18 protein-coding genes and 2 pseudogenes are annotated in these 21,588 nt (G+C 59.5%); 9 read left to right on the top strand and 11 right to left on the bottom strand.

From position 1 onward, the window contains the following. Positions 1-107: 107 nt before the first annotated feature. Genes MEB48_RS16550 through MEB48_RS16530 form a run of 5 tightly spaced genes read right to left on the bottom strand, consistent with a single transcriptional unit; the run spans position 108 to position 5,848 of the window. On the bottom strand, positions 108-944 hold the full coding sequence (locus tag MEB48_RS16550) for a class I SAM-dependent methyltransferase (protein WP_237885161.1): 837 nt from the start codon (positions 942-944) through the stop codon (positions 108-110). Beyond that, positions 938-2,092 (bottom strand): acyltransferase family protein, encoded by a 1,155-nt coding sequence (locus MEB48_RS16545; RefSeq protein ID WP_237885160.1) that lies wholly within the window; start codon positions 2,090-2,092, stop codon positions 938-940. The genes MEB48_RS16550 and MEB48_RS16545 overlap by 7 nt, the downstream gene beginning before the upstream one ends. Further along, the gene (locus MEB48_RS16540; RefSeq protein ID WP_237885159.1) at positions 2,089-2,988 is read right to left on the bottom strand and encodes a class I SAM-dependent methyltransferase; all 900 of its coding nucleotides are present in this window, start codon (positions 2,986-2,988) and stop codon (positions 2,089-2,091) included. Before MEB48_RS16540 ends, MEB48_RS16545 begins: the two co-directional genes overlap by 4 nt. Next, the gene (locus MEB48_RS16535) at positions 2,985-4,289 is read right to left on the bottom strand and encodes a glycosyltransferase (protein WP_237885158.1); all 1,305 of its coding nucleotides are present in this window, start codon (positions 4,287-4,289) and stop codon (positions 2,985-2,987) included. The genes MEB48_RS16540 and MEB48_RS16535 overlap by 4 nt, the downstream gene beginning before the upstream one ends. Continuing rightward, positions 4,289-5,848: a glycosyltransferase gene (locus MEB48_RS16530; RefSeq protein WP_237885157.1), complete on the bottom strand. Its 1,560-nt coding sequence runs from the start codon at positions 5,846-5,848 to the stop codon at positions 4,289-4,291. The genes MEB48_RS16535 and MEB48_RS16530 overlap by 1 nt, the downstream gene beginning before the upstream one ends. Between MEB48_RS16530 and MEB48_RS16525 the strand changes: the two genes are divergently transcribed. The 9 genes from MEB48_RS16525 (at position 5,847) to MEB48_RS16485 (ending at position 15,267) form a co-directional block, all read left to right on the top strand. Beyond that, complete coding sequence (locus tag MEB48_RS16525; protein WP_237885156.1) at positions 5,847-6,062, top strand: hypothetical protein; 216 nt, start codon at positions 5,847-5,849, stop codon at positions 6,060-6,062. The genes MEB48_RS16530 and MEB48_RS16525 overlap by 2 nt on opposite strands. A gap of 216 nt (positions 6,063-6,278) precedes the next feature. Next, positions 6,279-7,193 carry a GDP-mannose 4,6-dehydratase gene (locus MEB48_RS16520; RefSeq protein WP_237885155.1) on the top strand — a complete coding sequence of 305 codons (915 nt, stop codon included), beginning with the start codon at positions 6,279-6,281 and terminating at the stop codon, positions 7,191-7,193. Next, on the top strand, positions 7,190-8,161 hold the full coding sequence (gene gmd / locus MEB48_RS16515; RefSeq protein WP_237885154.1) for a GDP-mannose 4,6-dehydratase: 972 nt from the start codon (positions 7,190-7,192) through the stop codon (positions 8,159-8,161). The genes MEB48_RS16520 and gmd overlap by 4 nt, the downstream gene beginning before the upstream one ends. 3 nt (positions 8,162-8,164) lie before the next feature. Continuing rightward, positions 8,165-9,607 carry a mannose-1-phosphate guanylyltransferase/mannose-6-phosphate isomerase gene (locus MEB48_RS16510; RefSeq protein ID WP_237885153.1) on the top strand — a complete coding sequence of 481 codons (1,443 nt, stop codon included), beginning with the start codon at positions 8,165-8,167 and terminating at the stop codon, positions 9,605-9,607. Further along, a complete protein-coding gene (locus MEB48_RS16505) occupies positions 9,608-10,405 on the top strand; it encodes an ABC transporter permease (protein WP_237885152.1) in 798 nt (265 codons plus the stop codon). Next, on the top strand, positions 10,405-11,658 hold the full coding sequence (locus MEB48_RS16500) for an ABC transporter ATP-binding protein (protein ID WP_237885151.1): 1,254 nt from the start codon (positions 10,405-10,407) through the stop codon (positions 11,656-11,658). The genes MEB48_RS16505 and MEB48_RS16500 overlap by 1 nt, the downstream gene beginning before the upstream one ends. Then, positions 11,655-13,022 (top strand): glycosyltransferase family 4 protein, encoded by a 1,368-nt coding sequence (locus MEB48_RS16495; RefSeq protein ID WP_237885150.1) that lies wholly within the window; start codon positions 11,655-11,657, stop codon positions 13,020-13,022. Before MEB48_RS16500 ends, MEB48_RS16495 begins: the two co-directional genes overlap by 4 nt. After that, entirely contained in the window at positions 13,006-14,136 is a 1,131-nt protein-coding gene (locus MEB48_RS16490) for a glycosyltransferase family 4 protein (RefSeq protein ID WP_237885149.1), read from the top strand. Before MEB48_RS16495 ends, MEB48_RS16490 begins: the two co-directional genes overlap by 17 nt. Continuing rightward, positions 14,137-15,267, top strand: coding sequence for a glycosyltransferase family 4 protein (locus MEB48_RS16485; RefSeq protein WP_237885148.1), 1,131 nt, complete (start codon positions 14,137-14,139; stop codon positions 15,265-15,267). A gap of 115 nt (positions 15,268-15,382) precedes the next feature. Here the strand turns inward: MEB48_RS16485 and MEB48_RS16480 are convergent. From MEB48_RS16480 to MEB48_RS16455, 6 genes and pseudogenes are all read right to left on the bottom strand, one after another. Continuing rightward, a pseudogene (locus tag MEB48_RS16480) lies at positions 15,383-15,750 on the bottom strand (DUF6124 family protein). A gap of 470 nt (positions 15,751-16,220) precedes the next feature. Next, positions 16,221-17,120 (bottom strand): annotated as a pseudogene (locus MEB48_RS16475) (flavin-nucleotide-binding protein); the annotation flags it as partial. Between the two features lie 63 nt (positions 17,121-17,183). After that, a complete protein-coding gene (locus tag MEB48_RS16470) occupies positions 17,184-17,810 on the bottom strand; it encodes a glutathione S-transferase family protein (RefSeq protein ID WP_237885147.1) in 627 nt (208 codons plus the stop codon). A gap of 129 nt (positions 17,811-17,939) precedes the next feature. Beyond that, entirely contained in the window at positions 17,940-18,842 is a 903-nt protein-coding gene (locus MEB48_RS16465; RefSeq protein ID WP_237885146.1) for a LysR family transcriptional regulator, read from the bottom strand. Positions 18,843-18,922: 80 nt separating this feature from the next. After that, positions 18,923-20,755: a glutamine--fructose-6-phosphate transaminase (isomerizing) gene (gene glmS, locus MEB48_RS16460; RefSeq protein WP_237885145.1), complete on the bottom strand. Its 1,833-nt coding sequence runs from the start codon at positions 20,753-20,755 to the stop codon at positions 18,923-18,925. A 1-nt stretch (position 20,756) separates the two neighbouring features. Next, on the bottom strand, positions 20,757-21,533 hold the full coding sequence (locus tag MEB48_RS16455) for a DeoR/GlpR family DNA-binding transcription regulator (RefSeq protein ID WP_237885144.1): 777 nt from the start codon (positions 21,531-21,533) through the stop codon (positions 20,757-20,759). Positions 21,534-21,588: the final 55 nt, after the last annotated feature.

Below are 21,588 nucleotides of genomic sequence, written 5' to 3'. Positions count from 1 at the left end.
CCAGTGGCGAGGGCGAGTGAACCGTTTTTCCGTAGGAGCCAGCGGTGCGGCGATCCGACTTGCCGGCGAAGGCGCTCTTGAGGACGCCTTCGCCGGCAAGCTGGCTCCTACATTACGGGCTTGCGGGCAATGATCACCTGACTTTTCGCCACCACCGCGTCCAGCGCCTGTTTGATCTGCGCACCCCGTGGGGAGGACAGCACGGCTTGCCAGGTGTCGGCCCAATGATTGAGCAACGGGTGGTCGGCGTTGCTGAAATCGACTTTGGCTTCCCAGAACAACAGCATCCACATCGACCAATAGAACCCGTACTGGCTATGGCTGATGACTTCCAGGCCGGCGTCGCTGACCATCGCCTTGAACTGCTCTTCGCTGATGATGCGAATGTGGTTGGGCTTCTGGAAATACTCAGGCGCGGCGATGTCTTTTTGCAGGTCTTCGGAACTCGGGTGTGGAACGCTGAGCAAATACAGCGCCCCGGGCTTGCCGACCCGCACCAGCTCGGCGAGGAACTGCGCTGGATCGTCGACGTGTTCGATAACTTCAGTGGACACCACCCGGGTCGCGGTCGCGTCGGCAATCGGCAGCGGATTGCAGTCTGTGACGTGGCACTCGACGTCCCGCGCCGGCGTGTCGTTCAAGCGCTGACGAGTCGCTTCGACCTTGGCCGCGTCAATGTCGGCAATGATGATCTTCGCCCCGCGCATGCCGCAGAAATGCACGTTGCCACCATCACCGCAGCCCACATCCAGCAGCGTGTCCTCAGGGCTGACCGGAAAACCGCTGAACAGCTCGCCGGTTTGCTGGTTGAACCAGCCGCTGAGCATCGCATCGTGCAGGCCAAGCATGTACGGGTCGACCTTGTCGGCAACCGAGGGTGCTGGCGTCAGCGGCTTCGCAGCAACGGGCGTGCCCGTCGTGAGTTTCTTCAAAAGGCTCAGCATGAGGTGGCTCCAGAGGATGGAAGGGCTGATCGGGACATACGCAAGCGTTGCACCAGATGGGCACCCCGGTTGCGCATGGGCTGCTCGATGAATCGGTAGTTGAGTTCGCTCAGCAGCACGATCAGGGTCATGGCGCAAAACAGCGCCAGTGCCGGCTGCATCGCCACGTCCTGCGAACCGGCAGGCGCGAAACGAAACCAGCCTTCGCGCACGGCAAAAAACGCCGGGATGTGGATCAGGTAAATGCCATAGGAACGGGCGCCCAACCAGACCAGTATTTGCTTGAGCGTGCCCTTGGGCAGCAGGTAATCGCGATTGTAGGAAGCGATCCAGACCAGCGCCGCACACAACAAGGCAATCGCTGCGACCCGATAGCTCGCCAGGTTGAAAGGTGTGCTCGCCAGCACGCTCAGTGCAGCCCCTAGCCCGATCAATATCAACAGGCCTGACCAACGACGGCGTAACAACCGTGGTTCCCAGGCCAGATAACTCGGCCTTGAGCTCCACATCGCCAGCAACACGCCCAGTGCCAGGGCATCGGTCCTGATGATCATCAACAGCGCTGAACGCCAAGTGAACAGCTGCACGGCAACCAAGGCCAGCAACACCCACACCAGACGTTTGCGGCAGACGAGGATCAGTAACGGCAGCAGCAGGTAAAACTGCTCTTCAAGGGACAGACTCCAGTAAACGAAGCTGGCGCCGTATTCGAAGCGCATGAAGCTTTCAGCAAAGCGGAAATTGGCAAACTGCAGAAAGCCCGCCAGCGTCGCCTGCAGATTGGCTTGCACCGTGCCAAAGGCACCCGAATGATTGAAAAACAGTGCGCCCGATAACATCAGCAGCAGCCATAACCACGCGGATGGCAACAGACGAAAGGCCCGGCGAATCCAGAAATCGCGGGTTTCCAGCCAGAAGGCCTGCGGTGTCTGGCAACCACGCAGCAGCGGAATCAGGCCTCGGGCGATGACAAACCCGGAGATGACAAAAAACAGATCCACGCCCCACCAGAATTGCCCATGAGCCGTGCCCGATTCGAAACCCGGCAGTCCACCCGGAAACGGCATGGTTTGCAGGTGATGAACCAGCACGCCAAGCACAGCGATCCCGCGCAACAACTCGATATCGAGAATCCGTCGACTACTCATGGCGCAGTCCCGCCCTTTAGGCCAGTCATCATCGGTTTGCGTGCAATGATCACCTGGCTCTTGGGCATGAACTGATCGAGCATCTGCTTGATCGCCAGCCCATTGGGTTGCGCCAGCAAGTCTTGCCAGGTTTTCGCCCAGCTCTCCATCAGCGGTGGATACGGCGCCTGAATCCGGTCACGCACCGCGCCACCCAGGTCGCGCCCGGCCGCGCGCTCGCTGGCCCAGAAGAAAATCATGCCCATCACCCAGAAAAACCCGTTGGCCTGCCGATGCTCGATCACCAGACCGGCGTCCTCCACCAGCGCGGCGAAGCGTTCCGGGGTAAAAATCTGTACGTGATTGGGCGACTGGAAATAGCTGGCCGGGGCGATGCCCTGTTGCAAATGCTCGCCCACCGGTGCCGGCACGCTCAGCAGATACTGCGCACCCGGACGGCCCATGCGCACCAACTCGGCCATGAACGGCTCGGGCTGGTCGATGTGTTCGAGCACTTCCATGCACACGACCTTGCTTGCGCAGCCATCGGCCAGCGGCAACGGCAGGCTATTGCTGACCAGTCCCAGACTTGGCTTTTCCGTCTGCGCTTCCACTTGCCGGGCCAGGTCACGGACCTTGTCGTGTTCACTGTCAGTAAAAATCACCGACGCACCCTGACGCACCGCAAACAGCGTCGCCACGCCCTCACCGCAGCCGACATCCAGCAAGGTGTCGTCCGCGGTGATCGCAAAGCCTTTGAGCAATTCGCCGCTGTCGTTCAAAAACCAGCCATCGAGGATGGCGTCATGCAAACCGACATCGCGCGGCGACACGCTGCCGGATGCAACCGCTATTGGCACAGGCACCGGGTCGGCTTTCGCCACTGGACGCAGCCGCCTCATCAATGCGCGGATCATGCCTGGGGGGTATCCACGGCAGTCGTAGCTCGGGCTTCGAACAGACTGGCAAAAAATCCTTTCAACCGCTGTTCGGCGATTGCCTGGCTGCAAAAGGTTTGCAGGCTGGTCACCGCGTGGGCGGACATTCTTGCATAGCGTTGCGGATCGTCTTTGGCCACGTCATAGCTGGCCTGATAGGCCGTGCATAACGAGGCCCAATTGGTGATGTAACGCAGGGTGCGAAACGCCTTGCGTGGGTCGTGGGGCCAGGCCGTCAGCTCATCCGTGGAGTCGATGAGGAAAGCATTGTCTGCGTCCAGATAATCGATCATCGCCGTGGTGCGCGGCGCCACTGCCGGCTTGCCGCATGACATGAACTCCATCAGCGGCAGGCACTGGCCTTCGCCGTAGGACGTATTCACCACGTAACTCGTGGCCTGCACCAGACGCTCGTAGTCCGCATCCGCGAGGTAGCCGTAAATCAATACGATGCGGCAGCGGTAGGACTGGTTTTTGTACAAGTGATGAAGGATATCGGTCAGCGCTTCTTCGGCATCGTGATGCGTCAGTTTGAGCACCAGCGTTGCGTCTTCTACTTCGCGGAAAGTCACGCAGAAGGCACTGAGCATGTCTTCCCAGTTCTTGCGCCCATCGCCGGGGTTGAACACCGAGGTGTAGATCACACCGTCGAGCACCAACTCCTGTTCACGGGCAGGGGCCTGAAAGTCGATGCCCTTGCCGGCACGCAAATGTGCAGGACCAAAGGCCCGCAAATCGAGTTGGCGACTGTCGGCCAGCAAGCCTTTGATCTTCAATCGCACCTGGCGGGCCAATGGCTGACGCTGCAATTGCGCACCGCGTGCGGCAAAGCGATCCCACACCGGCGCCGGCACCGCGACGATCGGATAGTCGGCGCCCATGGCTTCGCGCACGGCATTGACGGTGTAAGTGGAATGGGTGATCGCCGCTCCGCTCGCGCGCAACACCGTGCGCCAGTCGTTACGCGGCTCACCGGCGAATGGCTCGTGGGGAATGGTGCTGAATTCCCAGGCAAATACCGCCAGGGTCGGACACGCAAAATGCACCGGCGTGCGATGCGGCGGCGAGAACGACAGGAACACGCAGTCTTCGCCACGGGACAGACAGTCGAGGTACAAGGCATCGACTTCGCTTTGTGGGTCCCCGACTTCCACTACCCGTCCCAGTCGCTCCAACACCGGCCGATATTCCTTGAGCACGAAGTAGTAACTGTATTCCGAACGGCCCAGGTTCTGGGCAATGGTGCGCTGGTTGGTTTCCGAATGAATGATGATCAGCATCAGGCGTTATCCGTCATGGCCGCCGCCGGCGCACCGTGTGGCACCAAGCCGAAAAAGTCTGCCAGGCGCTGTTGCACCGCAGCGAAGGCGCAGTAATCGTGCATGCGCTCGACCGCGGCGTGAGACATCTGCTGATACTCCAGCGGCTGTTCCTTGGCGATCCGGTAGCTGTTTTCATAGGCCGTTTTCAACGAACCCCAGTCCGGTCGATGACGCAGGGTGCGGTAGATGATGCGAGTGTCCTGAGGCCAGATGGTCAGTTCTTCACTGGACTTGACCACAAACGCCACGCGCTCATCGATGTAATCCTCCATGGCCGTATGGTCCGGGGCAATCACCGGTTTGCCGCTGGCCATGAACTCCATCAGCGGCAGACACAAGCCTTCGCAGCGCGAGGCGTTGACGTAATAACTCGCCGCCTCATAAAGCCGGGCATATTGCGGATCGTCCAGGTAACCGTGCATCACCACCACCCGACAGGCGAAAGGTGACAGTTGCGCCAGCAAGGTCATCAGTTCGCTGTAATAAGACGACAGGTCGCTCTGGGTAATTTTCAACACCAGCGTGGCATCCTCGGTTTCCCGGAACGCCCAGCAGAAGGCGCTGATCAACTGATGCCAGTTCTTGCGCCCGTCCCGGGGGTTGAACACGGTGACGTAGACCACACCGTCGACCTGGGTTTGCACCTGTTCCGTCGTGTCTGGCAGGTCTACCGGCGCCGGTACAGGAACCGGCAGCGACTGCGGACCGGCGATCGTCGGCAAGTATCTGGCGAGCCAGGATCGGGCAGTGTCCGAGCATAAATCCTGGATACCCTCCCAATACCACTGGCTCAGAAAATGAGTGCGATGAACCGGCACCGGTTGCGCCTTGCCCAGGTCCAGCGCCCACAGACGCAGGTAGTGCCTGGCGATGACGAAGCGGCGTTTCAGGGTCAGCGGCGGCGGTCGCAAGGCCTCGAGTTCGGCCTGCTGTTCAAGGGTCAAGGGCGGTGGAATCAGCGAGTCGGCGGACAGTTCGAGCGTACGGCTATCAAGGATGCAGCCCTTGATGTCGAGGGTCGAACCGGCGTTGACCGGTACGCTGGCATGGCCGCTACGAATGGCCGCGAAGTTTTCCCACAGCGGGGTCGGCAAGACCAGTACCGGAAAGTCTTCGCCCATGGCCCGGCGGATGGCGCGGGCGGTATGACTGGAGAGCGTGATCACCCGGCCCTGGCGCGCCAGCATGCGCGTCCAGTCCTGCCGGGGATCGTTGTCCCACGGCTCATCGGGAATCGAATCGAACTCCCAGGCCACCACGCAGATCGTCGGGCAATCAAGGTCGTTCAGGGTTTTCTGCGGAGGGGTGAAGGACAGGAACAAGCTCTCTTCGCCGGCGGCAAGCAGCTGTCGGTAAAGGGGATCGACCTCGGCGGTGGAACACACCACATGCACCCGTCCAAGGCTTTCGAGCACCGGTCGATAAGCCTTGAGCACAAAGTAATAACTGTATTCGGGACGACCGAGACTCTGGCTGATGGAACTGTCGTTGACGTCCGAGTAAAGAATAAAATTCATGGCATCCCACGATGAGGCCGCCATCCCGGCAACCCCACTCTATGACGGCGAAGCCACCGATCGAGACGTCGTGTACCCGTCTTCGTCTATAGTCTTCGTGCCCGTCTACATTCTTGTTTTAGTGGTCAGTTTCGCGCAGTTGCAGAACAACCCTGCCGAACCCTGGACGATCGTGACGAGGGGCATTCTAAACACATCCATCAAGGGTTCGTGAACCGCTCGGCGAGAATAAATAGGCCTGCAAAAACGAGAACTGATCGGTCACGGTGGGACCTGTTGAAATTGCTGCGCAATTGGCACAGATTGGCTACCAAACAACTACAACAACGACTTCGCCTGTCTTTCGACCCTGTAATCCACCCGGTCTGTAAGACATCTCCATCAAGCCTGTGGGGAATGGACGAGGTTTTATGATCAAGGGAGTCGCTGCTTGAAAAAGCGTCTGTTCGTGACGGGTCTGAGTGGATTCGTAGGGCAACACATCCAATCCCGACTGAAGGCTGATGCCTCGGAATGGGAACTGCTCTGCGTCCCCTCCCGGTACGATCTCGAACGGCCAGAAAGCCTTGAAGGCCTGTGGCCCGAGATGCCAGATGCGGTCATTCATCTGGCCGGCCAAACCTTCGTCCCCGAAGCCTTTCGTGATCCGGCACGTACGCTGAATATCAACCTGCTGGGCACTCTCAACCTGATTCAAGCCCTCAAAGCCCGCGGCTTTAACGGCACCTTCCTGTACGTCAGCTCCGGTGACGTCTATGGCCAGGTCAATGAAACCGATCTGCCCATCACCGAACTCCAGCCACCCTGCCCCCGCAATCCTTATGCCGTGAGCAAACTGTCGGCGGAGTTCCTGAGCCTGCAATGGGGCCTGAGCGAGGGCTGGCCAGTTTTGGTCGCGCGCCCGTTCAACCACATCGGCACCGGGCAGAAGGACAGCTTCGTCATCGCCAGCGCTGCGCGACAAATCAGCCGGATCAAGCAAGGCCTGCAAGCACCGCAACTGGAAGTCGGTGACATCGATGTCACCCGCGACTTTCTTGATGTCGGCGATGTGGTATCGGCCTACCTGGCGTTGCTGGAAAAAGGCACACCGGGGCAGGTCTACAACATTTGCTCGGGGCGCGAGCAGAGCATTCGCAGTTTGATCGAACAGCTGGGGGACCTCGCCCAGATCGATATGCAACTGATTCAGGATCCGGCACGTCTTCGCCGCGCGGATCAGCGTCGCGTTTGCGGCAGCCATGCCAAGCTTGTCCAGACCACAGGATGGACGCCTGAAATCACAACACAACAATCCCTGCGGGCGATCCTGTCCGACTGGGAGAAGCGAGTACGACAAGAATGACAAAAAGTGCACTGATCACAGGGATCACCGGCCAGGACGGCGCGTATCTGGCCAAACTGCTGCTCGACAAGGGTTACAACGTCTACGGCCTGGTAGCGCGACGCAGCAGCGATTCGCGTTGGCGGCTGCGCGAGACGGGGATCGAGGGCGATATCGTTTATCTGGATGGCGACATGGCCGATGCCTGCTCGGTGCAGCGCGCGGTGATCAAGTCGGCGCCAGACGAAGTCTATAACCTGGCGGCGCAAAGCTTCGTCGCCGCCTCCTGGGATCAACCGGTGACCACCGGCATCGTCGACGGCCTGGGCGTGACCCACCTGCTCGAAGCGATCCGTCAGTTCAGTCCGCACACGCGCTTCTATCAAGCGTCCACCAGCGAAATGTTCGGCTTGATTCAGGCCGAGCAGCAAGACGAAAACACGCCGTTTTATCCGCGCAGCCCTTACGGCGTGGCCAAACTCTATGGCCACTGGATCACCGTGAACTATCGCGAAAGCTTCAACCTGCACGCCAGCAGCGGGATCCTGTTCAACCACGAATCACCGCTGCGCGGCATCGAGTTCGTGACCCGTAAAGTCACCGACGCCGCCGCTCGTATCAAACAGGGCAAACAGCAGGAGCTGCGCCTGGGCAACATCGACGCGAAACGGGATTGGGGATTTGCCGGCGACTACGTCGAAGCCATGTGGCTGATGCTGCAACAAGACAAGCCTGACGATTACGTGGTCGCCACCGGCGTGACCACCACCGTGCGTGAAATGTGCCACATCGCTTTCGATCACATCGGCCTCAACTACCGGGATTACGTGAAAATTGACCCGGCGTTCTTCCGCCCCGCCGAGGTAGAGGTGCTGCTTGGCAACCCGGCCAAGGCCCAACGCGTGCTGGGCTGGAAGCCAAAAACCGATTTGGACACCTTGATCCGCATGATGATGGATGCGGACATGAAACGCGTCGCCAAGGAGTAGGCCATGCTGATTCCCGTGATTCTCTCCGGCGGTGCCGGTACCCGTTTGTGGCCGGTGTCCCGCGAAGGCCATCCCAAGCCGTTCATGACCCTGCCCGACGGTCAGTCGCTGCTGGGTAAAACCTATCGGCGTGCGGCCGGTTTGCTCGATGGCTGGGGTGACATCGTCACGGTGACCAATCGCGACTATTACTTCCAGAGCAAGGATCACTATCAGGACGCGCGCCTGGAGCGCCACCGCGGGCACTTCCTGCTCGAACCGACGGGCCGCAATACGGCCCCGGCCATCGCCGCGGCGGCCCTTTCGCTACAAGCCCTGCACGGCGACGAAGCGATCATGGTGGTGATGCCTGCCGACCATCTGATTCTCAACGAAGACGCGTTGAAGAGCGCGGTCGAGCACGCCGTGGCGTTGGCCAAGGCGGGTCATCTGGTGACGTTCGGCGTAGTGCCGACAGCCCCGGAAACCGGCTTCGGCTACATCGAAACCGGTGCGCCGCTGGACGACAAAGGCGCCGCCAAGGTGCAGCGCTTCGTCGAGAAACCCGACCTGCAAACCGCCACGCATTATCTGGAGAGCGGTAACTTCCTGTGGAATTCGGGGATGTTCTGCTTCTCGATCGCTACGCTGCTGGCCGAGTTGCACCTTCACGGCCCCGAGCTACTGGAACAAGCTCGGGCCTGCATGGCAGCCAGTGCGCCGGTGGAAACCGGCGGTTGTCTGCAACAGGAGCTGTCGCCAACGCACTTCGCCGAAATCACCGACATCTCCATCGACTACGCGTTGATGGAGCGCTCCGACAAAGTGGTCGTGGTGCCGGCCTCTTTCGACTGGAGCGACATCGGTTCCTGGGGCGCAGTGGCGGCTTTGGTGCCGGCCGATGCACAGAACAATCGCGCCAGCGGGGATGCGATTTTCATCGACAGCCATGACAACTTCATCCAGAGCGAAGACCGCTTGGTCGCCGCAGTGGGTGTGGATAACCTGATCATCATCGACACCGCCGACGCGCTGCTGGTGGCCCACGCCGACCGCGCCCAGGATGTGCGTCGGGTAGCCCGGCAGCTAAAGGATGAAAAGCACGAAGCCTATCGCCTGCACCGCACGGTCAGCCGACCCTGGGGTACCTACACCGTGCTCGAGGAAGGTCCGCGCTTCAAGATCAAACGTATCGTCGTCAAACCCGGCGCCAAGTTGTCGTTGCAGATGCACCACCATCGCAATGAACACTGGGTGGTGGTCGAAGGCATGGCCAAAGTCACCAACAACGGTTCCGGTTCGCACCTGGTGGCGAAAAACGAATCGACGTTCATTGCCGCCGGGCACAGGCACCGCCTGGAAAACCCCGGCGTGATCGATCTGGTGATCATCGAAGTGCAAAGCGGCGAATATCTGGGGGAGGACGATATCGTTCGCTTCGAAGACCAATACGGCAGGACGGTTTGAATGCTGCTTTCCCTGTATCGCTCGCTGTGGGGCTATCGAGGTTTCATCCTCGGTAGCGTCAAGCGAGAGTTTCAAGCGCGTTATCGCAATTCGCTGTTCGGTGCCCTGTGGACCGTGCTCAACCCGCTGTCGATGATCGTCGTCTACACCGTAATTTTTTCCCACATCATGCGCGCCCGCTTGCCGGGTGTGGATGACGGCATGGCCTACAGCATCTACCTCTGCGCCGGGTTGCTGACCTGGGGCCTGTTCTCGGAAATCACCCTGCGCAGCCAGAACATGTTTCTGGAAAACGCCAACCTGCTGAAGAAAATCAGCTTCCCGAGAATCTGCCTGCCGGTGATCGTGCTGTTCAATGCCGGCATCAACTTCGCGATCATCATCGGTCTGTTCCTGGGGTTTCTGCTGATCACCGGACGCCTGCCGGGCATGGCCCTGCTGGCGTTGCTGCCGCTGATGGCGTTGCAAGTGATGTTCTGCGCCGGGCTGGGGATGATCCTCGGTGTGCTGAACGTATTCTTTCGCGACGTCGGGCAATTTTTCGGCATCTGCCTGCAATTCTGGTTCTGGCTGACCCCGATCGTGTACCCGTTGAGCATCCTGCCCGAGTGGGTGCAACGGCTGTTGCAACTCAACCCCATGACCAACCTGATCGGCAGCTACCAGAACCTGTTCCTCTACGGGCAATGGCCGGTCTGGAGTTCGCTGCTGCCGATCTTCGTGATCGGTGTGTTGTTCTGCCTGATCGGGCTGCGACTGTTTCGTCAGCGGGTCGGCGAAATGGTGGATGAACTCTGATGGGGCACATACGCGTGACCGGCCTGGGCAAGGCCTACAAACAATACCCCACGCGCTGGAGTCGACTGGCTGAGTGGCTGATCCCGTTTTCGCCGATTCGTCATCGCCAGCACTGGGTGCTGCAAGACGTCGCATTCGAGATCGCTCCCGGTGAAGCGGTGGGCATCGTCGGGGTCAACGGTGCCGGCAAAAGTACCTTGCTTAAGATGATCACCGGCACCACCCAACCCACCTGTGGACAGATCCAGCTCGAAGGGCGCGTCGCCGCGCTGCTGGAACTGGGCATGGGCTTTCACCCCGATTTCACCGGCCGGCAAAACGCGGTCATGGCCGGGCAATTGCTGGGCATGCAGGTCGAAGAAATCGAAAGCCTGATGCCGCAAATCGAACACTTCGCGGAAATCGGCGAAGCCATCGACCACCCGGTGCGCACCTATTCCAGCGGCATGCAGATGCGCCTGGCGTTCAGCGTGGCCACCGCGCGGCGCCCGGATATCCTGATCGTCGACGAAGCGTTGTCGGTGGGCGACGCCTACTTCCAGCACAAAAGCTTCGATCGCATCCGCAGCTTCCGCAAGGCCGGCACCACGTTGCTGATCGTGTCCCACGATCGCTCGGCGATCCAGTCGATCTGCGACTCGGCGATCCTTCTGGAAAACGGTCGCATGGCCATGCATGGCAAGCCCGAAGCCGTCATGGATTACTACAACGCCCTGCTCGCCGAGCGAGAAGGCCAGACCGTACGTCAGGAAATACTCGCGGACGGCCAGGTGCAAACCGTTTCCGGCACCGGTGAAGCCGGGATCATCAGCGTGCGCATGCTCGATGAGCGCGAACGCGCCATCGATGCTGCCGAAGTCGGCCAGTCGGTGGTGCTCGAGGTGCAAGTCGAAGTGCGCCGGGACATCGAACGCCTGGTGCTGGGTTTCATGATCAAGGATCGCCTGGGCCAGGCCATGTACGGCATCAACACCCATCGTCAGGACCTCGCCCTCACCGACCTGCTGGCCGGCGAGCGGGTGACCTACCGCTTTGCCTTTGTCATGGGCCTGGGCAAGGGCAACTATTCCGTGGCCCTGAGCTTGTCGCGGCTGGACTCGCACCTGGACCGCAATTTCGAGTGGCGCGACTATGGCCTGGTGTTCCACGTGATCAACAACCGACACGAAGACTTTGTCGGCTGCTCGTGGCTGGGGGCGAAAACCACTATCACGCGCACAGCCGAATCGATTGTCTCGGAGAACACGCCATGACCCGTCTTCTGGTGGAATGCACGTACGTGTTCCAGCACCCCAAGGTCAATTCGGGCATTCAGCGGGTGGTGCGCAACGTCATTAATCAGTTGCCTGAACACGTCGACGGCGTTGAGTGCATTCCGGTGGTGATGCTCAAAGGCAAGCTCTACCGGGTTCTGAAACTGAGCCCTTCGGACATCCCTTTTTTCAACGGCCTGATGGAGTTCGGCGGGCGCCTGGAGCGATTGGCCCATCGTTTCTGGCAACTGCACCAGCGCCTCGACAAACGCTGCACATCGCGATGGGCCCGACGTGCGCTATACGTGGCCTACCGCCTTACCACACTGGCGGGGTTCAGCGTACCGTTGCGGGTGATCGACCGGATCAACCAATATCACCTGCCCAAACGTTGCTCGCCGTTGCAGCATCAACCGGGCGATCAACTCGTGTTGCTGGATTCGTCCTGGCACGCCGATTTCTTCCCGTTGGCCGAACAACTCAAACGCGAAGGCGTGGGCATTGTCTCGGTGATCTACGACCTGATTCCCCTGACCCACCCGCAGTTCTACGACGCGCGGCTGGTGCAGATTTTCAACGAATGGTTCGACTGGATCGCCAAAACCGCCGACGGCTACGTGGCGATTTCGGCCACTGTGCGCGATCAGGTGCGCGATGAATTGCATCGTCGCGTCGGCCCTGCCAAAGCCGACACCTTGTGGTTCGACTATTTCCACCTGGGCTCCGAGCTGGACCTGCGCGAAGAAACCGCCGCCGTCGAAACGCGTTTGACACGGCTGTTCGAGACCCCGGAACCGGTGTTTCTGATGGTCAGCACCATCGAGCCGCGCAAGAACCATGACTACTTGCTGGACGCCTTTGAACTGGCCTGGGCCGCCGGCTCGAAAGCACGGTTGTGCATCGCCGGGCGCATTGGCTGGAAGTGCGATGCCCTGCTCGCTCGGGTGCGCAATCACCCGCAGTTGAACACCCGACTGTTCATGTTTAACGACCTCAGCGACACCAGTCTCGAACACGCCTATTCCCACGCCAGTGCGCTGGTGTTTCCGTCCTACGTCGAAGGCTTCGGCTTGCCATTGGTAGAAGCCATGCAGCGTGGCTTACCGGCCATGGGCAGTGACATCCCGGTTTTCCGTGAAATAGGCGGCGAGTTCATGGCGTACTTTGACCTGGCCGAACCACAAAGCCTGGCCGATCTGGTTGCTCGATTCGAGAGCAGCAAACTATTCCCGGCGGCTCGCAATGTGGCGGACTGGCGCTGGATCGGCTGGCGTGAAGCCAGTGCGCAACTGGCCGAACGAACCCTGCGCAACCTTGTGGAAACACCCGTGGTGCAAGTGAGGCAACATGCGAATTGCCCTTAACGCCCGAATTCTCCAGGCCCCGCGAACCGGCATCGGCCATTACGTCGCCGAACTGGTGAATGCCCTGGCCGATGAGCCAGACGTCGAGTTGTCGCTGTTCCATGGCTGGGGCTGGAGTTCTTCGCTACCCGAGGCCGCCATGCCGGGCTACTCGCGACTGACGCCATTGCTGCGGCAGATACCCGGGGCGTATCAGGCTCGACGCTGGCTGACGCAGAAACGCTTTGATCAAGGCCGCGCCCAGGCGATCGACCTTTATCACGAACCCAGTCTGTGGCCGTTGTCGTTCGACGGCCCGACGGTCATCACCCTGCATGACCTGACGCACTTGCACTATCCCGAGACGCAACCACCGGCGCGCCTGCGAGAAATCGAGCGGCGACTGGCCGAGGGCGTGCAACAGGCGCGGTTGATTCTCACCGATTCGCAGTACATCGCCGACGAAGCTCAGGCCTGGTTCGCCCTGCCGGCCGAGCGTTTTGTGGTCGCACCGCTGGGCGTGGCGGCACGTTTCCACCCGCGCGAACCCGAAGTCATCGATGCGGTGCTCAATGCTCATGGAGTCGAGATGCGGGATTACTTTCTCTGCGTCGGCACTCTGGAACCACGCAAGAACCTGACTCTGGCCCTGCGCGCCCACGCCCAACTACCGGAAGCGTTGCGTCAGCGCTTTCCGCTGCTGATCGTCGGCATGGCCGGCTGGCAGCGCGAGCAATTCAGCGATGAGCTGCACCAGGCATTGGCCAATGGTCATGTGTGTTTGCTCGGTTATCTGCCCGACGAGCAGGTCGCACAGTTGTTGGCGGGCGCTCGGGCGCTGATTTTTCCGTCGCTCTACGAAGGCTTCGGCCTACCGGTGCTGGAGGCCATGGCCAGCGGCACGCCCGTCATCCTGACTCGACGCTCGGCCATGCCCGAAGTCGCAGGCGTTGCGGGCAACTATATTGAACCTGACGATCCAGACGGCTTGCGCGATGCCATGCGCCGTCTGATCGACGATCAAACACATTGGCAGGCATGCCGAAAAGCCGGATTGCAGCAGGCAAGGCTTTTTTCCTGGGAGCGTTGCGCGAAGATCACCGCCCGCGCCTACCGCCAGGCTATGGGAGGTTGAATGCGAGTTCTTCATTTTTTCAAGACGTACCTGCCTGACTCGGTCGGCGGGATCGAACAAGTCATCTTCCAGTTGTGCGAAAGCGGCGCCGAGCATGGCATTGAAGGCCAGGTGCTGACCCTCAGTACCGATCCGACACCGCCGGTGGTGCAACTCGGGCAGCATGAAGTCCATCGGGCCAAACTCGACATTCAGTTCGCTTCCACAGGTTTTTCTTACAGCGTCTTCAAGCAATTTCGCGAAATGGCCGCTGAGGCGGACGTGGTCAATTACCACTTCCCGTGGCCGTTCATGGACCTGGTGCATTTCTTCAGCGGCCTGAACAAACCCAGCGTCGTGACCTACCACTCGGACATCATTCGCCAGAAGCACCTGCTTAAACTTTACCGACCACTGATGAACCGCTTCCTCGCCAGCGCTGACCGGATCGTCGCCGCCTCCCCCAACTACCTGCACACCAGTGATGTGTTGCAGCAGTTTCAGGACAAGACCCGAGTCATTCCCTATGGCCTGAACAAGGCAGGTTATCCACAGCCCGACAACGAACGCATGGACCATTGGCGGCAAACGCTTGGGGATAAGTTTTTCCTGTTTGTGGGCGTGATGCGCTATTACAAAGGCCTGCATATCCTGCTCGACGCCTTGAAAGACGTGAATTATCCGGTGGTGATCGTCGGCGCCGGGCCGCTGGAAGTCGAACTGCACGCCCAGGCCGCGGCCTTGGGTTTACGCAATATTCACTTCCTCGGACGCTTGGGAGACGAAGACAAAGTCGCGCTGCTGCAACTGAGTTACGCCATCGTATTCCCGTCGCACTTGCGCTCCGAAGCGTTCGGCATCTCGCTGCTTGAAGGCGCGATGTACGGCAAACCGATGATCTCCAGCGAAATCGGCACCGGCACCAGCTACATCAACATTCATAACGAAACCGGGCTGGTAGTGCCGCCGAGTCATCCACAGGCGTTCCGTGAAGCCATGCGCACGCTGTGGGAAAACCCGATGCTTGCAGCCGAAATGGGCGTGAAGGCTGAGGCGCGTTATCGGCAATTGTTCACGGCGGAAGAAATGGGTCGCAAGTGGACGGAGTTGTATCAGGACCTGCTGGAAGAGAAATCCCTGTCCTACGCATAACTCTGTAGGAGCGAGCGGTGCGGCGATCCGACTTGCCCGCGAAGGCGGCCTGACATTCAACATTGATGTCGACTGATACGCCGCCTTCGCGGGCAAGCCTCGCTCCTACAGGGGATCAGCTGTGTGGCGCAGGTTTTGGTACGTCGACGTTATCCAGCATCCGGTTCACCGCCAGTTCGGCCAGCATGACGATCTGTTGAATCGCCATCGCCTTGTGCCGGTGCGGCCCTTCCAGATACCCTGCAAAATCACTCGCCATCACACTGGCCTGGGCCAACGATTCACAGGTGTGAGCCAACAGGTCTTCGTCTTTGATATCAGGCACGATCGTGCTCGGCTTGCGGGCCATGGGGGATTTGAGGGCGGATGGGTTGAGGTAATGATCGAGCGCGCGGTTAGCGGCTTCGTTGAGTTTTTTGAATCGAGGGATTCGTAGGGGGAAACGTCATCGGTTTCCGGGGGATTCGGTGTTGCTTTGAACATGATGAAACTCCATTCGAGGACTGGAGTTCGCCAACACTGCGACCAAGCAGAAGGGTGGCGAACCGTACGCGGGTTGGTCGACCAGGGAATGGAACCCGGCAGGGCCTAAGCCCTCCCACTCACAGCTCGCCATGAAGCAAGCACAAAAGTGCGCCATTCTAAACCTGGGCGACCAAACCCGATCACTGAATTTACAGCGACCCCCGAAGCCTATCCCCCCGACTTCTGACACGACAACCGCTAGAGCTTGTCGGAATCGTCCTTCAGAACAGCCAAATCTGTAGGATATTCGCAAATGTCTTCAGGCCAACCGAGATCAAATGTGGGAGCGGGCTTGCTCGCGAAGGCTGTTTAACATTCAACATCGAAGTTGTCTGACACACCGTTTTCGCGAGCAAGCCCGCTCCCACAGGGGATTTTCTGTGTTGTCTGGTTCAGTTACAGATCCCACATCAATAGATGCGCACCCTAGTGGGTGACACGCCGTCAAAGCGCCAGCGCAAGGCCAGCGCCGCGGGCCGCCGCACCACGCGCTCCACCTCGAATATCCACAACCGCTCGGCCCCTTGAAAGGCTTCGACCTGCGGGCCTTCGAGGATGATTTGCGTACGACCACTGAGCTGCAGCAGGTCGCCCGTATCAAAATCGATGAACAGCAAACCGGCCCGAGGATTGATCAGCAGGTTGCCCAACGTGTTGAAGAACATATTGCCGGCAAAGTCCGGGACGGTCAGACGATTGCCCTCTACCTGGACGAAACCGGCCTGGCCACCCCGATGAGAAACGTCCACCGAGCGTTGGCCATCGACGTCCACATAACTGGCGACAAAGAAGGTATCGGCGCCGGCGATCATGGCTTTGGCCGCGTCATCCAGCCCGTGGAGGTGCTGCGCGACACGGGTCGCCGGATCCGCCAAGGGCACCGAGCGAAACTGGCGCAACTGAATATACTGCGGGCAATTGCCGAAAGACTGCTCCACCTTCACTTCGAAGCCATTCGCCGTTACAGCGCCGACTCGACCATTGAGGCGGTTGCGACGTCGGGTGTGCAACTCGATACCGAGCAAACCGATCGCCGCCCCGTCTTGCAATTGCGCAGGGTCGTCGCGGCCAGGCAGCATGCCGAACTGCAGCAGCGTAGGCTCGGGAGAGTGCGCAAAACCCGGTGCCCCTTCAAGAATGCTGGCCCAAGGGTTGCCGTCAGCATCCACCGCGCCGTACAGCATGAATGGCAGTTGCTGATAGAACATGCGGTGCTGATCCGGCATCTCGCTGCGAATCACCCTACGACCTAATGCGTCCATTCGCTCAGCGACACCCACGTGAGCCTGCAACTGTTTCTCGCCAGCGTGCCATGGTGAACGTTCCATAACGGCTTCTCCCCTGCGCTGCTCGCGCAATAAGAACAGCCCGACTGAATCGGGCCATGAGCATCAGGCGGTTTTTTGCAAACCGGCGACGGTGCGCGGCATGCCGACAAACCCTGGCAAGGCTTCAATCCGCGCCAGCCAGGCGCGGATGTTGGCGTAGTCGTCCAGCGACACATTGCCTTCCGGTGCGTGGGCGATGTAGCTATACGCGGCGATGTCGGCGATGGTCGGCTCGCTACCAACCAGATAGGGCGTTGCGCCCAGTTCCTGATCGATCACTTTGAGCCAGGTGTGGGCATAAGCGATCACCTCTTGCGCGTTGAAAGGCGCACCAAACACAGTGATCAGCCTCGCCCTGGCAGGGCCAAAGGCAATCGGCCCGGCGACGACCGATAACCAGCGCTGAACCTTGGCTGCACCGACTGGATCGGTTGGCAGCCACTGACCGTTGCCGTATTTCTGCGCAAGGTAAACCAGGATCGCGTTGGAATCGGCCAGCACCACGCCTTGATCATCAATCACCGGCACCTGCCCGAACGGGTTGAGCGCCAGAAAATCCGCCTGCTTGTGCGCGCCCTTGGCCAAATCGACGAAGATCAGCTCGGTCGGCAGTTGCAACAACGACAGCATCAGCTCCACACGGTGTGCATGGCCAGAACGGGGAAAGTTGAAGAGTTTGATGGCTTGCATGGTCGACTCCGCTGGGTGGTGGCGCCGTTCAGGAAAGATCAGCGCCGATAGGGGGCTATCTTCCATCCGCAACCAAAACAACAGAATAACCAGCAAACGCAATCCATTATTTCAGCCAGTGCAACAACCTCAGTAGCGCAGGGCAGGGTGTTCGCGCAGCACCTTCACCGTGAAGTCGACAAAACTACGGACCCGCACCGGGGCCTTGCGCCCACCCTGGTAGACCACATGGATGGGTAATGGCGGCAGTTCGAAATCAGCCAGAACAATTTCGAGCTCACCGGCGGCGACCTTGCTCGCCACTTGATACGACAGCACTCGGGTCAGTCCCAGCCCCATGGCGGCGGCCGTGATAGCCGCCTGATTGGCGGTGACCACAAGACGCGGTTCCAGACGAATGCTGATCGGCTCTCCCCCGTCAAGGAACGGCCAGCTTCTGTGCTGCCCGATAGACGAGGTAGCGATGATCGGGGCTGCGCTCAAATCTGCAGGATGGCGGGGCCGACCATGGTCGGTCAGGAATCCAGGGGATGCGCAGATCACCCGCCGCACTTCGCCCACGCGAATTGCATGTTGATTGCTGTCAGGCAACTCACCGATGCGCACAGCCACATCGATGCCCTCCTCGACCATGCTCACCACCCGATCGACCAGTAGAGCGTTGATGCTGACTTCAGGGAATTGAGACAAGTAACCGACCATGACCGGCGTAACGAACAAATCACCGAACAATACCGGCGCCGTGATCGTCAGCTGCCCACGGGGTTGGGCGTGGCTTCCTGCTGCCGAATCCTCGGCTTCCTGCACCTCGGTGAGAATTCTCCGACAGTCCTCCAGATAACGCTGACCCGCCTCGCTCAAATGCACGCTGCGGGTGGTACGTGTCAGCAATTGGGTGCCGATGCGCTTTTCAAGCGCCGCCACCGCCCGGGTGACACTGGCCGCCGACATCCCCAAACGCCGCGCTGCCGCCGAGAAGCCTTGTTCTTGAGCGACGGTGGTGAAGACCTGCATTTCCTGGAAGCGGTCCATCGGGCATGTCCTTCATTCAGATAAAAAAAATCGCAACCGTAGGCTGCGATTTTTAATTGTTTCGATCACCTGTGGATAACTTATTCCACCGTCACCGACTTCGCCAGGTTACGCGGCTGGTCAACGTCCGTGCCTTTCAACACGGCAACGTAATACGACAACAACTGCAACGGAATGGTGTAGAGGATCGGCGACAGGATGTCGTGGATGTGCGGCATCTGGACGACATGAGTGCCTTCGCCATTGGTCATTCCAGCTTGTTCGTCGGCGAAGACGATCAACTCACCGCCACGGGCGCGGACTTCCTGGAGGTTGGACTTCAGTTTTTCCAGCAACTCGTTGTTCGGCGCCACGGTGACCACTGGCATATCGTTATCCACAAGCGCCAACGGGCCATGTTTCAGTTCGCCCGCTGGATAGGCTTCTGCGTGAATGTAGGAAATTTCCTTGAGCTTGAGAGCCCCTTCCATCGCCACTGGGAATTGCGCACCGCGACCGAGGAACAGCGTGTGGTTCTTCTCGGCGAACAGCTCGGCGATTTTCTCCACGGTGCTGTCCATGGCCAGGGCTTCGCCCAAACGGGTTGGCAAGCGACGCAATTCTTCGACCAGCGTGGCTTCTACGCCTTCTGCCAATGTTCCGCGAACCTGACCCAGAGACAGAGTCAGCAACAGCAGGCCAACCAGTTGAGTGGTGAAGGCTTTGGTCGAGGCGACACCGATTTCGCGACCGGCCTGGGTCAGCAGCGTCAGGTCTGATTCACGCACAAGAGAACTGATGCCGACGTTGCAAATCGCCAGGCTGGAAAGGAAACCCAGCTCTTTGGCATTGCGCAGGGCAGCCAATGTGTCGGCAGTTTCACCGGACTGGGAGATGCTCACGAACAGCGTGTCCGGCTGCACCACTACTTTGCGATAGCGGAATTCGCTGGCGACTTCGACCTGACACGGGATACCGGCCAATTCTTCGAGCCAATACCGGGCAACCATGCCGGCGTGATAGCTGGTACCACAGGCGACGATCTGGACATTGCGCACCTTGGCGAATAGCTCGGCAGCTGTTGGGCCAAATGCCTCGACCAGAACCTGATTATGGCCCAGACGACCTTCGAGAGTGCGCTGCACCACGACCGGTTGCTCATGAATTTCCTTGAGCATGTAATGCCGGAATTCACCTTTATCGGCGGCTTCGGCACCGTCACGGTACTGAACGCTTTCACGCTCGACGAGTGCGCCGTTGATGTCCCAGATCTGCACGCTATCGCGGCGAATTTCGGCGATATCGCCTTCTTCCAGATACATGAAGCGGTCAGTGACCTGGCGCAGTGCCAATTGGTCGGAGGCCAGGAAGTTTTCGCCCAGACCCAGACCGATCACCAATGGGCTACCACTACGGGCCGCCACCAGACGATCCGGTTGAAGGGCGCTGATCACCGCCAGACCGTAAGCACCGTGCAACTCTTTCACGGTCGCTTTCAGGGCCAGCGTCAGGTCGGGTTGCACTTTGAGTTTTTCGTGCAGCAAATGCGCGATGACTTCAGTGTCAGTGTCCGAGGTGAATACGTGGCCCAAAGCCGTGAGTTGCTCGCGCAGGGCTTCATGGTTCTCGATGATGCCGTTGTGCACCACCGCCAGATCGCCTGAAAAATGCGGGTGAGCGTTGCGTTCGCACGGCGCACCGTGGGTCGCCCAGCGGGTATGGGCAATGCCCAGGCGGCCGACCAGAGGCTCTTCGATCAACGCCTGTTCCAGTTCGCTGACCTTGCCCGGACGACGCATGCGCAAGAGTTTTTCATCGTTGGTGTACACCGCCACACCGGCGCTGTCATAACCACGGTATTCCAGACGCTTGAGGCCTTCGAGCAGGATAGCGCTAATGTTACGTTCTGCGACTGCACCGACAATTCCACACATGCTAGTTCTCCTGACTGACGGCGGCGCAAATCAAATTAATGCCGCGGGCCTGAATCTGATCGCGTGCCTCCAGTGGCAGACGATCATCGGTAATGAGGGTATGGACACTGCTCCATGGCAGCTCCAGATTGGGAATTTTGCGGCCGATCTTGTCGGCCTCGACCATCACGATCACTTCGCGGGCAACTTCGGCCATGACACGGCTCAAACCCAGCAATTCATTGAAAGTGGTGGTTCCGCGCACCAGATCGATGCCATCGGCACCGATAAATAACTGATCAAAGTCATATGAGCGTAGTACTTGCTCGGCCACCTGACCCTGGAAGGACTCGGAATGCGGGTCCCAGGTACCCCCGGTCATCAACAGCACCGGCTCGTGCTCGAGTTCGTTCAAAGCGTTGGCGACGTGCAGGGAGTTGGTCATCACCACCAGACCCGGTTGTTGGCCGAGTTCCGGGATCATCGCGGCGGTGGTACTGCCGCTGTCGATGATGATTCGCGCATGCTCGCGGATTCGCGTGACGGCGGCGCGGGCAATGGCCTGCTTGTATTTGGAAATTGGTTGGCCGAGATCGGCGACAAGTTCCTGAGGCATGGTAATCGCCCCGCCATAGCGACGCAGCAACAGACCATTGCTTTCAAGCGCCGCCAAATCCTTGCGAATCGTAACTTCCGAGGTTTCGAAGCGCTTGGCCAGTTCGTCCACACTGACTTCCCCCTGCTCATTGAGCAAGGCGAGGATGTTATGGCGGCGTTGGGGTGTGTTGCGCTTTGACATGGCTTAGTAAGTTTCGATTCGAAAGATAACGTAAGCAATCAAAACCTATTAGCGA

Source organism: Pseudomonas sp. PGPR40 (assembly GCF_022014505.1).
Taxonomy (GTDB): Bacteria; Pseudomonadota; Gammaproteobacteria; order Pseudomonadales; family Pseudomonadaceae; genus Aquipseudomonas.
This window is presented reverse-complemented; position numbering and strand designations above follow the sequence as displayed.

Coding starts and splice junctions, on each gene's coding strand:
- MEB48_RS16550 (WP_237885161.1), bottom strand. CDS start 944: ATGCTGAGCCTTTTGAAGAAACTCACGACGGGCACGCCCGTTGCTGCG.
- MEB48_RS16545 (WP_237885160.1), bottom strand. CDS start 2,092: ATGAGTAGTCGACGGATTCTCGATATCGAGTTGTTGCGCGGGATCGCT.
- MEB48_RS16540 (WP_237885159.1), bottom strand. CDS start 2,988: ATGATCCGCGCATTGATGAGGCGGCTGCGTCCAGTGGCGAAAGCCGAC.
- MEB48_RS16535 (WP_237885158.1), bottom strand. CDS start 4,289: ATGCTGATCATCATTCATTCGGAAACCAACCAGCGCACCATTGCCCAG.
- MEB48_RS16525 (WP_237885156.1), top strand. CDS start 5,847: ATGGCATCCCACGATGAGGCCGCCATCCCGGCAACCCCACTCTATGAC.
- MEB48_RS16530 (WP_237885157.1), bottom strand. CDS start 5,848: ATGAATTTTATTCTTTACTCGGACGTCAACGACAGTTCCATCAGCCAG.
- gmd (WP_237885154.1), top strand. CDS start 7,190: ATGACAAAAAGTGCACTGATCACAGGGATCACCGGCCAGGACGGCGCG.
- MEB48_RS16510 (WP_237885153.1), top strand. CDS start 8,165: ATGCTGATTCCCGTGATTCTCTCCGGCGGTGCCGGTACCCGTTTGTGG.
- MEB48_RS16505 (WP_237885152.1), top strand. CDS start 9,608: ATGCTGCTTTCCCTGTATCGCTCGCTGTGGGGCTATCGAGGTTTCATC.
- MEB48_RS16500 (WP_237885151.1), top strand. CDS start 10,405: ATGGGGCACATACGCGTGACCGGCCTGGGCAAGGCCTACAAACAATAC.
- MEB48_RS16495 (WP_237885150.1), top strand. CDS start 11,655: ATGACCCGTCTTCTGGTGGAATGCACGTACGTGTTCCAGCACCCCAAG.
- MEB48_RS16490 (WP_237885149.1), top strand. CDS start 13,006: ATGCGAATTGCCCTTAACGCCCGAATTCTCCAGGCCCCGCGAACCGGC.
- MEB48_RS16485 (WP_237885148.1), top strand. CDS start 14,137: ATGCGAGTTCTTCATTTTTTCAAGACGTACCTGCCTGACTCGGTCGGC.
- MEB48_RS16470 (WP_237885147.1), bottom strand. CDS start 17,810: ATGCAAGCCATCAAACTCTTCAACTTTCCCCGTTCTGGCCATGCACAC.
- MEB48_RS16465 (WP_237885146.1), bottom strand. CDS start 18,842: ATGGACCGCTTCCAGGAAATGCAGGTCTTCACCACCGTCGCTCAAGAA.
- glmS (WP_237885145.1), bottom strand. CDS start 20,755: ATGTGTGGAATTGTCGGTGCAGTCGCAGAACGTAACATTAGCGCTATC.
- MEB48_RS16455 (WP_237885144.1), bottom strand. CDS start 21,533: ATGTCAAAGCGCAACACACCCCAACGCCGCCATAACATCCTCGCCTTG.